General features: G+C 32.4%; 10 protein-coding genes and 1 CRISPR repeat array. Of the genes, 3 read left to right on the top strand and 7 right to left on the bottom strand.

The genetic code is table 11. The features are described from left to right. Positions 1-34: 34 nt before the first annotated feature. A complete protein-coding gene (locus H8R24_RS11425) occupies positions 35-505 on the top strand; it encodes an FKBP-type peptidyl-prolyl cis-trans isomerase (RefSeq protein ID WP_187019150.1) in 471 nt (156 codons plus the stop codon). A gap of 70 nt (positions 506-575) precedes the next feature. Here H8R24_RS11425 and H8R24_RS11420 read toward each other — a convergent pair whose 3' ends face one another. Both H8R24_RS11420 and H8R24_RS11415 read right to left on the bottom strand, forming a co-directional pair. After that, positions 576-2,756: a glycoside hydrolase family 97 protein gene (locus tag H8R24_RS11420; protein ID WP_187019147.1), complete on the bottom strand. Its 2,181-nt coding sequence runs from the start codon at positions 2,754-2,756 to the stop codon at positions 576-578. Positions 2,757-3,133: 377 nt separating this feature from the next. Further along, entirely contained in the window at positions 3,134-4,783 is a 1,650-nt protein-coding gene (locus H8R24_RS11415) for a DUF6377 domain-containing protein (RefSeq protein WP_187019145.1), read from the bottom strand. A gap of 967 nt (positions 4,784-5,750) precedes the next feature. Between H8R24_RS11415 and hflX the strand changes: the two genes are divergently transcribed. Then, positions 5,751-7,001: a GTPase HflX gene (gene hflX / locus H8R24_RS11410; protein ID WP_187019143.1), complete on the top strand. Its 1,251-nt coding sequence runs from the start codon at positions 5,751-5,753 to the stop codon at positions 6,999-7,001. A 58-nt stretch (positions 7,002-7,059) separates the two neighbouring features. Then, a CRISPR array of direct repeats spans positions 7,060-7,298; the repeat unit is 25 nt; unit sequence TGTCAGTTCGAGCGGAGTCGAGAAC. A gap of 256 nt (positions 7,299-7,554) precedes the next feature. On the opposite strand, the gene H8R24_RS18185 is transcribed toward hflX, so the two are convergent. The 4 genes from H8R24_RS18185 to H8R24_RS11390 form a co-directional block, all read right to left on the bottom strand. After that, positions 7,555-7,770 carry a transposase gene (locus H8R24_RS18185; RefSeq protein WP_317172580.1) on the bottom strand — a complete coding sequence of 72 codons (216 nt, stop codon included), beginning with the start codon at positions 7,768-7,770 and terminating at the stop codon, positions 7,555-7,557. Between the two features lie 275 nt (positions 7,771-8,045). Further along, entirely contained in the window at positions 8,046-8,762 is a 717-nt protein-coding gene (locus tag H8R24_RS11400; protein WP_187019140.1) for a LytR/AlgR family response regulator transcription factor, read from the bottom strand. A gap of 5 nt (positions 8,763-8,767) precedes the next feature. Then, the gene (locus H8R24_RS18075; RefSeq protein ID WP_187019138.1) at positions 8,768-9,478 is read right to left on the bottom strand and encodes a sensor histidine kinase; all 711 of its coding nucleotides are present in this window, start codon (positions 9,476-9,478) and stop codon (positions 8,768-8,770) included. A 615-nt stretch (positions 9,479-10,093) separates the two neighbouring features. Then, a complete protein-coding gene (locus tag H8R24_RS11390) occupies positions 10,094-11,212 on the bottom strand; it encodes a lysophospholipid acyltransferase family protein (RefSeq protein ID WP_187019135.1) in 1,119 nt (372 codons plus the stop codon). A 320-nt stretch (positions 11,213-11,532) separates the two neighbouring features. Between H8R24_RS11390 and H8R24_RS11385 the strand changes: the two genes are divergently transcribed. Beyond that, positions 11,533-12,417, top strand: a complete 885-nt coding sequence (locus H8R24_RS11385; protein ID WP_394354174.1) for an IS982 family transposase — start codon at positions 11,533-11,535, stop codon at positions 12,415-12,417. Here H8R24_RS11385 and H8R24_RS11380 read toward each other — a convergent pair whose 3' ends face one another. Continuing rightward, positions 12,418-13,371, bottom strand: coding sequence for a zinc metalloprotease (locus H8R24_RS11380; RefSeq protein ID WP_187019133.1), 954 nt, complete (start codon positions 13,369-13,371; stop codon positions 12,418-12,420). Between the last annotated feature and the right edge of the window lie 307 nt (positions 13,372-13,678).

Genomic DNA, 13,678 nt, shown 5'->3' with positions numbered 1-13,678 from the left:
GTTTATATTTGCCTTTTTAAAAACAAAAATTACCATGAAATACACTTTAATTGCATTAATTTTTACTCTTTTTATCTCTTGTAAACAAGATGATGCTGTAGTAACGCCAACAGAAACAATCGATTATGTTGCTAAAAACGATCAAGAAATTGTTGATTATGTTGCTAAAAACAAGTTGACTGCTACTAAAACAGACAGCGGTTTATACTACATCATCAACGAGCCAGGAACAGGTAAACAACCTACAGCTTCATCAAATGTGACTGTAGCTTACAAAGGATATTTTACAAACGGAAGCGTTTTTGACCAAAGTGATGCTTCAGGAATTTCTTTTGGTTTGAACCAAGTGATAAAAGGATGGACCGAAGGGATTCCTTATTTTAAAGAAGGGGGTAGTGGTGTTCTTTTAGTTCCTGCTCATTTAGGGTATGGAAACAATGCAACGGGACCAATTCCAGGAGGTTCTGTTATTCTGTTTGATGTGAAATTGATCAAAGTAAACTAAATCAAGTTTAGTATAAAAAGCAAAAAGGGCAGTTCATCATGAACTGCCCTTTTTTTTATAGCATATTTTTTTATTTAATTTCGATCAAACTAATCGCATAACCTCCAGCTGGAACTGATAATTGTGACAATTTAGACTTGCTTGTTACCGTCATTTTACGAATGGTATACGCTTGCGGATTTGTTTTGTAATCTGCATCTTTTGCGTCAGCATAGATTGTAGCATTGTATTTTTTACCTTTTTCTAAAAAGTCAAATGCAATGTTGGACGTACGAGCAACATTTCCATTTACATTCCCTACAAACCAGTTGTTAGTTCCTTTGGCTTTTCGGGCAACAGTAATGTATTGTCCTGGTTCAGCTTCTAGATAGTTACTTACTGACCAATCGATAGCGACATCTTTTATGAACTGAAAGGCATCTAGAAAGCGGTTGTAATTTTCAGGTAAATCAGCTGCCATTTGCAATGGGCTGTACATGGTTACATACAAAGCCAATTGATTAGCAAGGGTACTATTTACTCGTGACTTATTATCAGGATTTAGTTTTGATAAATCCATTTCGAATATTCCCGGAGTATAATCCATTGGTCCACCGATCAAACGTGTAAAAGGCAATACGGTAACGTGATTGGGTTTAGACCCACCAAATGATTGGTATTCTGTTCCTCTTGCAGCTTCGTTTCCTATTAAGTTAGGATACGTTCTACATATTCCTGTAGGGCGCACGGCTTCGTGTGCGTTGACCATAATTTTATATTCGGCTGCTTTTTCAATAGCGTATTGATAGTGGTTCACTGACCATTGATCGTAATGATTTTCACCTTTTGGTAAAATATCACCCACATAGCCACTTTTTACAGCGTCATATCCATTGTCTTTCATGAATTGATACGCTTTGTCCATGTGGCGCTCGTAATTACGCACCGCTCCCGAAGTTTCATGATGCATAATCATTTTTACCCCTTTTTCTTTTGCGTAAGCGTGAATTCCCTTAACATCAAAATCTGGATAAGGCGTTACAAAGTCAAAAACATAGTCTTTGGCATGACCAAACCAGTCTTCCCAACCGATATTCCAGCCTTCGACTAAAACACCATCAAAACCATTTGCTGCAGCAAAATCTATGTAGCTTTTTACTTTTGGTGTATTGGCACCATGCGTTCCGTTTGGTTTTGCTTTGGAGAAATCAGTAATTCCTAATTGCACTGATGGAAAATCATTTGTGTACGACCAAGAACTTTTACCAGTAATCATTTCCCACCAAACACCAATGTATTTTACCGGTTTGATCCAAGATGTATCTTCAATTTTACAAGGTTCGTTTAAGTTCAACGTCATTTTTGAACTTAAAATAGCACGAGCATCGTCGCTCACAATAATGGTACGCCAAGGTGAAGTTTGAGGTGCTTGCATGTTTCCTTTGTCACCATTAGCGCTAGGAGTCAACCACGATTCAAAAACCATATTTTTATCATCAAGATTCAAGTGCATGCACGAATAGTTAATTAAAGCCGCTTCGTGCAGGTTGATGTAAAGGCCGTCATTTGTTTTTAACATCAAAGAAGTTTGAACGCCTGTAGGCGAAAAAGAAGTTTGCGAAACATTATCGGTTTTTGCTTTTTCAGTTAAGGCTCTAATTTCTGATAATTTTGAAGTCGTATAGTCGTATTCTTGAGTATCATAATCTCCCGGAATCCAGAAAGCAGTATGATCACCAGTCATGGCAAATTGCGTTCTCTCTTCTTTAATTATAAAATAAGTCAGGTTTTTTTGAGTGGGGAATTCGTAGCGAAAACCAAGTCCATCGTCAAACAAACGGAAACGAATCACGATTTGTCTGTCGGTTTCATTTTGGTTTAAAGTAACCGCCATTTCATTATAATGGTTGCGAATCTTATCTTCTTCTCCCCAAACTGGAGTCCAAGTTTCATCAAAAGTGCTATTTTGAGTACCTGCAATTGTAAAATTGCTTAGCAAAGAATTTTTGTCGAATAGTAATTTTTTCTCCGTTTCTGCGGTGCTGAAACTCAAGTCGTACAGCATCGTTTTTTTGTCGCTCTTTAGCTCCAGACCCAATTTACTTGGTTTTATAACAGCTTTGTCTTTGTAGTTCAAACTGTACGTTGGCGTTCCATCGGCAAGCAATTTAAACTCCATTTGGAATTTTTGATTGGGCGATTTTAGTATTTGTGCCGTTGCGCTGTTAAAAAACGCTACAGCAAACAGGAGGGAAAAAAGATAGTGCTTCATTGTGTGTAATATAGATTAGTAGATAATTTTTGGTTGTATAATAGTTCAATGTTAAGAATACGTTTTAGGATAAATTGCTAAAAAAGAAAAACTTTTAGAACAATAAATTCAAGATGAAGTTGCTGATGAATTGAGTTGTTTATAATGAAATCAATTGCGTTGTGCGTTTCAAATTCCAGAAAGTAAAAATAGGCTCTTTAAGGGCGTAAGATTTTTTCAGTTTTAAAAAAGTAGATGAAAAACGAAATTAATTGTTGTAAATATAACAAAATCAATGGTTTAATAAAAATGTAGAATAAAAAAAAGTGGTGGTTTTAGAAACTTAAAAAAGGGATTTTGCTCCAATTTGTAAAGAAAGTGTCTGCTAAAAATAAAATTTATGCTTTTGTATTGGAGCCAATGAGCATTACTTTGGCCTCAAATTCTTCGCGCGGACCAGCGGCTTTATTTTTTATTTGGGAGCGATAATTGTAGATTGTGGAAACTGAATAACGTAAAAAAACAGCAATTTTAGCACTGTCTTTTATCCCTAATCGAATCAAGGCAAAGATACGTAATTCGGTATTTAGTAATTCTCCATCTTTCAATTGAGTGGTTTCATCATCGATTAACAAAGCCGAAAATTCTTGAATAAAATGAGGGAACAACAGTAAAAAAGTTTGGTCAAAATTAGTGTAGAACTCCTTCAGTTCGTTTTCAATAAATTCTTTTGATTTCACGGCACTAACAAGATCATTCATTTTTCCGGTAGTGGCCATAACATTCAGTTTTCGGCGGTAGCCTTCTAGTTTACCAATATAGTCCGAGCATTGGTCCATGTAACGGCCAATGTAGATTTCTTTTACTAAGTTGGTTTCAGAAAGGGCACTATTGGTCTCATTCAATTTCTCATTAAAAATCGACAATTCGGAATTCAAAGTAGAGAGTTGATTATTAGCCAAACTTATTTCTTGTTTCGCAGCTGACAGTCGTTTCATTTGTTTGAAAAGCATAAATAAAGCGCCCATTAAAAATAGCGACAGAATGGAGGCACTTATTAAAAACAGGATAAGTTGAAAACGGTTGGTTTCATTTTGCTTTTGATAGGCTTCATTAATGATGGGCATCATCTTTGAAATTTCGTAGGTTCGCAAACGTGCGTTACAAAAAAGAGCATCTTCGAGGGTGCGTTTCATGTAGGCATAAGAGCGGTCAATATCGCCTTCTTCATATAAAATGAAGGCCAAGGTACGAAGTGAAATGTATTCTTTTTTGGCCAGTTGTAGATCGGATATCGCGGATAGGATCAGCCATTTTTTCTCTTGTTGGGCATCTTTTTTCCCGTGATAGGATTGCGAAATAAGATAAGCAACAATTGCTTTTAGCGGATTGTTTTTTTCGATTTTTGGAAAATAGGGCAGCAACAAAGCAAGTGTTTTGTTGTATTGATGATTGCCATTGTATTTACTAGCAAGGTCAATAGACATCAAGTTGGATTTGTCTGTATAAGATTGTAAGGTAGAGTCCCGGTATTTTTGACAGAGTAGATTGTATCTCTTTTTTTCTTGAGAGGAAGCTGCATAGTCAAACATTGATCCGTAAATAGTAGTGTTGACTCTGTAAAAATCATTAACAAGCGATGGAGCTGATTTGATGTTTATTTTATAAAGAATATCGGTGGCTTCCTTATACATGCCTAAGGTACCCATTATGGAAGCCAAGTTTAATTTAGCCGAATTGATTTTGTTGCTATCGTTGAGTGCACTGGCAATTTTTAAATTTTTTCGGGCATACGCCAAAGCAGAGTCAGACTGAAAAAGTTGGTATTCAATGAATAATTTTTGACCAATTTCATATTGCTGAAGAGCGGTTGAGGTAAATTTCAGTAAGTCTTTTAAGGTGGTTATTTTGGCTTCTTTTTTATTCGAATACAACTGATAATTATCCACGGTTGTATCTAATTCATGGAGTAATGAATCAAAGTTGTTTTGACCAATAAGCAGTACGGGAAAAAGTAATACACCAATAAAAGTCAAAAATCGAGTCATGCAATAGGGTTTATGAGGTGTAAAAATATATAAAATAAATCAGTGAGTTAAGGTATTTGCTTTTTTCTACCACATAGAGACATAGATGTTATTTTGCGTAGAAGACGTTTTACTTTTGATAGTAAGCATAGTTTATGGAAGATAATAAAATACTGTTTTACGATTTGACTATGTGAACAGTGAAAGCGCTATCTAATTCTTTTAAAAAACAATACAGGCTATGTTTCTATGTGGTTAAAAGCTTTTGTAAAAGCAATCATTGAATTTATGGTGAAAAATTATAGACCTATATAAAAAGGATTTCTACTTTTTTTAGATATAAGTTTTTTTATAGTTGTAGGGAGTTTTTTTGAAACATATAAGTCATTTAAGTACATATAAGTTTTGTGATGTTTTTGCTTGTATGACTTATATGTTAGGGAACATTACACTAATGAAAAATCCGTGACTATCCGCAGCAATCCGCGTCATCCGTGTTCCATTGCTCAAATCACATCCGCAATAAATAGATGATCTGTTTGTGGTTTTAGCCCACTGATTAAACGGATTGAACGGGTTTTCACTGATTTATTAGAAACAGAGTTGCGAGAAATAAATCTGCGCTAATCTGTGGAATCTGTGGCAAAAAAAATGGACATGCTAGATCTGTATTATAAAAAAATCCGTGACTATCCGTAGCCATCCGCGTGATCCGTTTGCCATTGCTCAAAGCACTTCCGCAATAAATAGATGATCTGTTTGTGGTTTTAGCCCACTGATTAAACGGATTGAACGGATCTTCACAGGTTTCTTAAAATAAAAGCGATTAAAACAAATCAGTGAATCTGTGGCTAAAAAACAAAGCACTTAATAAATTGGGGTTCATTTCCCTTTAGAAACTATCAATTTTCACGGCTTTTACTTAATAAAAACACATAAGTTCAATAAGTCGCTTACAAATCATTAAATTTGTAGCTTATTCAAAGATATGTTAGAAAAAGAAGTATTAAATTTCGAAAAAACAGCCATTGTTGGTATTGTAACTCAAAATCAAAGTGAAGAGAAGCTCAATGAATATCTTGACGAATTAGAGTTTTTAACATTTACCGCAGGCGGTCAAGTGGTGAAGCGTTTTTCACAAAAAATGGAACGCCCTAACCCTAAAACTTTTATGGGTACGGGTAAGATAGAAGAAATTCACGCGTATGTAAAGGAAAATGGAATCTCAACATTGATTTTTGATGATGAACTAACGCCTTCGCAACAAAAGAATATTTCCAAAATAATAGAAGAATGCAAAATCCTAGATAGAACACACCTTATTCTAGACATTTTTGCACAACGCGCCGAAACCTCTTATGCAAGAACTCAGGTAGAGCTAGCGCAATGCATCTATATGTTACCACGATTATCTGGATTATGGACACACCTTGAACGCCAAAAAGGGGGAATTGGAATGCGTGGACCTGGAGAAACAGAGATTGAGACGGACAGACGTATTGTACGTGATAGAATCGCTTTGTTGAAAGATAAAATCAAAGCAATCGACAAACAAATGGGAACACAACGTGGTAATCGTGGTTCTATGGTTCGTGTTGCCTTGGTAGGATATACTAATGTTGGAAAATCAACCTTGATGAATGCCGTGGGGAAAAGTGATGTGTTTGTAGAGAACAAATTGTTTGCTACACTAGACACCACTGTTCGCAAAGTAGTGATCAAGAACCTGCCTTTCTTGTTGTCAGACACCGTGGGATTCATACGTAAACTGCCTACCATGCTGGTTGATTCCTTCAAGAGTACGCTAGATGAGGTTCGTGAAGCCGACTTACTATTGCACGTAGTTGATATTTCGCACCCAGAGTTCGAAGATCATATTGCATCTGTAAATCAAACGTTGTTAGATATTAAGGCCAATGACAAACCTGTTATCATGGTGTTCAATAAAATTGATGCCTACAAACATTTAACTATTGATGAAGATGATTTGATGACCGAAAAAACACCAAGACATTTCACCCTTGAAGAGTGGAAATCAACTTGGATGAGTCGCGTAGGTGAGGAGAACGCACTATTTATTTCGGCAACCAATAAAGAAAATTTTGAAGAGTTTAGAGAACGCGTTTACGAAGCCGTGAGACACATACACATCACGCGTTTTCCGTACAATAAATTCTTATACCCAGACTACAAAGATGCTATCGAAAAAGAAGTAGACGACGACGAAGAAACTGAATAATCACAATTAGTTATTTCAAAAATAGTCTTGTCAGTCCGAATTCTCTTCAGAAAAACGATGTCAGTTCGAGCGGAGTAGAGAACTCATCTGTAGTAGAAAACGAATACTGTCAGTTCGAGCGGAGTCGAGAACAAGTATTCCAAGAAGAACATCCTGTCAGTTCGAGCGGAGTCGAGAACCGTTATTTGTACTAATAAACAGGCTGTTAAGAAATGATCAATAGTTTGTCAGTTCGAGCGGAGTCGAGAACAAGTATTTCAAGAAGAACATCCTGTCAGTTTGAGCGGAGTCGAGAACCACATAAAATACAATCCCTTTTGAGTCATCATTAGGGATTTTTTTTGGCATGCCCCAGCTTCCACTCCGTTGCAGCAGCGTCAGGTACGTTGCAATCTTTTATTCCGCTGCACTACATAAAAGGATTTCCACTGCCATCCTTCATGCGAGATTGCGCAATTAGGGACTTTTTGTTTTTAAGTCATTTCAAAAAATGATTTTAGATTAGTTGCTTTTGGTTAACGGGTAGTTTAAGGTGACATAAATTTCCTGGGGATTAAGCAAAATTTTTTTCCATTTTAAAGAGAAAGAATTTCACATCTAGCACACCTTTTTGATTAGCTCTGAAAAGTTTTATCTTAGACTTAAATGATTCAGTATTTGCATTTGTATGCCTTTTGATAAAGAAGTTTAGAATGGTTTTTAAATGATATTTCAAGCTGTTTGTTGCAGTATTAAAATCGTTTAACTTTAATAGTTTAGTTTTCTCTATCCAGTTTACGATTTGTTATTTTGCTATTTATTTTGAGGCTTGATCATAAATGTTTTTGAACTCTAGTTTGGGCTTATAAGCTTGATGCAGAAACGGATAATTTTTAAATAACAATTCTCAGCTCTTATCTTTTGGTTTGTTGTTTGCTGGTTTTGCTTATTAGCAATAATATAGCGACTTCTAGCTAATAATTGTTTAGGAGTATCATCGTTTTCAAGAATAATTGTAATATATTTTATTCCCAACTCTTTAGCATCTTTAATGGCTTGGACAGATTACAGCATTTTAAATTTCAATTTAGCCATAAAAACTTCCTTGTAATTTGCACCAATTGAAATTCTGTGACCATTGCTTAACGCTACAAAACCATTCTCTATCATTGTTATTTTTGGCAATGCAACAATATAGGATTTATGAACTCTCATAAAAGTATGTGTTGGCAAAATATCTACTAAATCTTTCAAAGTAGAATATGCCATAATTTTATTCTTGCTTTGGTGAAAAGCAATGTAATTCCCCATTGCTTCAATATAATACACATCTTTGAAGTAGATTTTTATGAGCTTGCCTTTCTGCTCAGTTTTTATAAAAATATGATTTTCATCCAAAGTTACGAGATTATTTACAGAAGAATTTACAGGAATAGTTGATAATGCTTTCTTTACAGCTTTTGAAAAACGATCAAAGGAAATAGGTTTCAATAAATAATCTATAGCATCCAAATCATAGCCATTTAAAGCAAATTGAGGATAAGCTGTGCATAAAATTACTTTCACATTTTCACTAATAATATTCATTACCTCCAACCCTGTCATTTCCTCCATTTGAATATCTAAAAAGACAAGAACTACATTTTTTTTCTTTATTTCCTGCATTCCTATGAGAGGATTATTATATGTTCCGATCAAATCAAGCTCTGGGATTTTGCTTATATAATGTTTCATTATATCGATTGCAGGCTGCTCATCATCAATTACAATACATTTTATCATTTGTTTTATTTTTTTATCGTAAGATCAAAAGTATAAAAATCATCATCGTTTGTTATATTAATTCTATATTTATTCTTAAAAGCGAAATCTAGTCTTTTAGAAACATTATCTAAGCCCAGATTGTTAGACAGAATTTCTACGGTATTTTTTTTCTTCTTGTTCTTGCATATAAAATGAATTGAGTCACAAGTCGTAACTATCTTTATTATAAGTGGAAAATCAGGATTTGATAATTCTCCGTATTTAAAAGCATTTTCAACAACAGTAATAATAGACAAAGGAGGAATTAAATGATTTTCAGTATCACCATTTAATGTATAATCTATAAACTTAGAATTAGAGAATCTTAAATGGTGGATTTCTATAAGTGTCTTTAAATTATCTATTTCTTGTTGTAAAGAAACTTTCATATTTTCGGTTTCAACATTGTTTAAAGAATATCTCATTAAGTCGCTTAATTTCATAATATTGTTAGCTAAATCTTCTGACAACAACAAAGCTTGTGAAAACAGAACATTTAGGGTATTATATAGAAAGTGAGGGTTGATTTGGGCTCTTAGAAAGGCATATTGATATTGTATTTTTTCTTTCTGTGCAAGCAAATCCTTTTGAATCAGCTCTCCATTTTTCAATTCCTGCTCTTTTTTCTGAATTTCCAGAATATGTTTTTCTTCTTTTATTTTTTGTATTCTTTTTTCTCTTTCAATCAATTCCATTATAATATGATATAGCAACGCATACGTAAAAAATTTTATGTACTCTAATATTATGGATTGTAAAAAGGCTTTTACTGTGAAGGAACTTGTAATGAGAATAATCCCCAAATATGGAAATAATTTAATTAATACAAGATATGCAAGACTTGAAAAAACAACAAAGAGAATAATAACAAAAAATATTCCCGTGTAAATATTCTTTTTTGCTATTCTGAAACAATTTAAAAACAGGTAAAATAATCCGATGAAAGGAACTACATAGACAAAAACATACAAGGGGTTTAGTTCTTTATTTGTAAGTAAGTTTAGTAGATAAACATATGTTATGTATATAAGCCACGCTCCCAAATGCAATAATAACTTGTTTGCATGGCTTATATTCAGATTTTTTTTCATTAATTTATTTTTCTTTTTGTTTCATTACAAAAGTATTAGAAATATTCCTAATCTCTCCTATTTGTAATGATGATTTGTTTGCATGGCTTATATTCATAATGCTTTTCATAGAATTTGTTTTTCAATACCAAAATATTACAAATGTTTCTAATCTCTGTTGAGGGATTTTTATTAAAAATCAGTTCCTCATCTTCATAATAATTTTCCATTTTTAATAATTTAAGCGAAGACCAAAACCTGATTGCTATAAAGTTCTTCTAGAGTGTGTTTTTGTATTTTTGTTTCAATAGGAAAATTATTATCTTCACTTACTTTTTCTAAATATTCGTGAAGATCTTTATCTATTGGAAATGTTATGTATGAAAAACGATCAAATAGAAAAGAATCTTCTAATATTTTAAAAATTCCATATCGTTTGGTATTAAATGAAAATCTTCTTCCTAAGATTTCGTTGCTTATTTGATTTGTTAAAATTAACTGCTCATTAGATTCTACCTGTTTGTGTAAATATAACCAAGACTCCCATTGTCCAGGATATTTTTTCAGAAAATCAGAAAATCTATCATATGCGAGTTTAGTAGCTTCTAATGCGTACTCTTCTTTATTTTTCTCGAAATTTGGCATTATAGGGTCAAAGAAATGAAGCCTTATGTCATCGATGCTTTTTCGGTATGCAATAGTTGTAATCAATGGAACTTTAGCGACATTTGCTAAATGAGCCACACCTTTTTTTACATAAATTTCTTTATTCAAAAATGAAATCTTCTCATCTTCAGAAGTTCTTCCTTTCAATGCTCCACGGAATCCATTAAAATATAAGAAAACATTTCTACCATTTTTGAGTTCTTTAATAATCTTTAATCCTAAGGCAGGAGATTCGAGTTCAATAAATTTTGCGTCTTTATTGCTAAAAAGATTTTCCCGAAACATTTCTTCTTCTTTTTCCAAAATAGCTTTCGGGCAAACAGCTGTGTAAGGAATTTTATTTTTAGTTAAAAACGCATTCAGAAGTCTATATGAGCCAAAATGAAATGAGGAAATTACACACGGCTGTTCTTTAAGCATTTTAAGGGTATCCATAGAAAGATTTTCGGTAGTCACATAGTCTAGAGCTTCCTTGTGAACTTGTTCAAAATGAGTCAGTCGGTTATGTAAAGTAATCTCATTAAATAAATTATGATGTTGATTAAAGTCTATTTCTGGAAGGAAGTTAAATAGATTAGCACTTACAAGGTTAAATGAATGGGTCTTAGATATTTTGCTTTTATAATCAGTATTATCATTGAAATTAAGATATTCATTATATATTTCATTTCGCTGTTTTATATATGTTGTCATTATTTTAAATTTTTAAGAGTAATTGTTTTGTTGATAAGATTAAAGATACCTACTAGTATAAATAACATTGAAAAAGTAATTTTTAATAGGGCGAAAGAAAAATAGTCACCAGTTGCAAAAATTATTTTTACAGATGTAAACCTTTGGAATACATAATCTGTTATGATATAATATACATATGCCCAAAAGAGAATATTTGTTATAGAATATAATAATAATGAACCCGTTGGGTGTAATTATTTGTAGTAAAAAAGAATGATTAGATATTGGTCAAGATACTGAAATTCAGTATCTTGAAGTCGCAAAACAAACCAATATCTATGTCAAATATAGTGAAAAATTATTTTAGAGTTTTAGAAGTTATAAGTTCTTTGGATTGTAAATTAGAGAATAAATCGGATGTCGGTAGAAAACAAAAAATGTCTGATTTAGAAGTAGTTGCATTGAGTTTAACCGCTGAATTTATGTCAATTGATAGCGAGAATTCTTTATTTAAAGAGATTAATAAGCAACAAATATCTAATTTAATTGAGCGAAGTCAGTTCAATAAGCGAAGACGAAAATTGTTTTTCTTTTTAGAAGAAGTAAGAACAAAATTAGCATCTCGCTTTTTAGAATTTGAAGATTATTTCATCGTGGATAGTATGCCGTTGGAGATTTGCAAATTTGCACGTCATAGAAGAATTAAAATCTGTAAAAATGAGTTTGAAACAGCTCCTTCAAAAGGGTTTTGTGCTTCTCAAAACAATTGGTTTTACGGGTATAAATTACATGGTGTTTGTTCTATAAATGGGATTTTCCATTCATTAGATATTACTAAAGCAGAAGTTCACGACGTTCATTTTTTGAAAAACATAAAACAACAAATGTCTGATTGTGTGTTGCTTGGCGATAGAGGTTACTTGTCTCAAAGCATTCAATTAGATTTGTTTCAAACTGTAAATATCAAATTAGAAACGCCAAAAAGAGCTAATCAGAAAGATTATAAGCCACAACCTTATATCTTTAGGAAATCAAGAAAAAGAATTGAAACATTATTTTCACAACTATGCGACCAGTTCAGGATTAGAAACAATTATGCTAAAACTTTTGAAGGTTTTAAAACAAGAATTTTAGCAAAAATAACAGCATTAACATTGGTTCAATATATCAATAAATTCATCTTTGACAGACCAATAAACAATATCAAAAATCAACCAATTTAATTACACCCAACGGGTTAATAATGAATATTTTATGTTTTTATTTTTAATCTCACTAAAGGTTTTGGAAGGGTGAAGTATTATATTTTGTACTAAACTAGTTGACTTCTCTCTTAAATTTTGTAGGTGAAAATAGTCACTAAAAATCCAATATCCATCGTATCTAAAAAAAGGATTAAATGATGTAATTATACTTGCGGTATTCATGATCAATAACGATAATGAAAAATTTTGAAAAGGTGAAAAATAATATAATGACATAAGAACAAAGTTGATTATAAGTTGAAAATAAATCCCCCCTAGATTAACTATTATTCTTTTTATTTTATCTAATCTCCATGCATTTGTTGTGTTCGTATACATAACAGGAAAAATAAAATATATCCCAAATCCAATTTCTTTAGGCTTTGCTCCAAAAGAATAAGAAGCTGTAGCATGTCCTATTTCATGAAAAAAGATTATCCCAAAAAAAAGCAAGTAATATAATATCAAATTTGACCACGTAAGGCTTTCCTGAAAATTTTCTACAATTTTTGATGATCCTATAATGTTGATGTAAAAAAATACAAATGACGCAACGAACAGTAGTACAAATGCTATAAAAAAAGTCTTTTTTTCAAATAAAAATGATAATGCATTATAAATTTTATCTCCCGCTTCATTCTTTAATATATTAAATTTGTTATGTATATATGTTTTTTTTTGGGAATCATTTTTGCTGATTTCAATCATTTCTTTTACCTTATCTATTGAGCTTTCTATAAATGCCCTGTCCGTCAAATCACTTTGATGAAATTTTTCATTAATAGAATAGCTAATGTTTTCATAACTTGTATTAGTTTTATACTCAGAGAGTATTTCAAATAACAGTTCGTTTATTGAAAAATATTTACTGTCGGTTTGAAGAATATATCTGTCTGTATTACTTTCTTTAACTTTTGCTAAGGTGAAATTCATGGTTATTTCTTTTTGATTTATTTTTTTAAAACAGCAGGAGAAATTAATCTCCTACTGTTTTAGATAATTTACAGTAATACAGGTATTATAATTGTGCATGTTATATCAGCTGCTTGAGCTGTTTCTAATCTGTCTTCTAGTTGTTCGATGTTGATCATGTTTTTCATGGTAATAAAAAATTTAAAGTTTAATAATTAAAGTGTTACAATAATAATTTTGCAAGTTGCATCAGCTGCTTGAGCTGTTTCTAATCTGTCTTCTAGTTGTTCGATGTTGATCATGTTTTTCATGGTAATAAAAAATTTAA

The sequence above is a fragment of the Flavobacterium muglaense genome (assembly GCF_014305155.1).
Taxonomy (GTDB): domain Bacteria; phylum Bacteroidota; class Bacteroidia; order Flavobacteriales; family Flavobacteriaceae; genus Flavobacterium; species Flavobacterium muglaense.
Note: the sequence above shows the minus strand (reverse complement) of the source record. Positions and strands in the feature narration are given on the sequence as shown.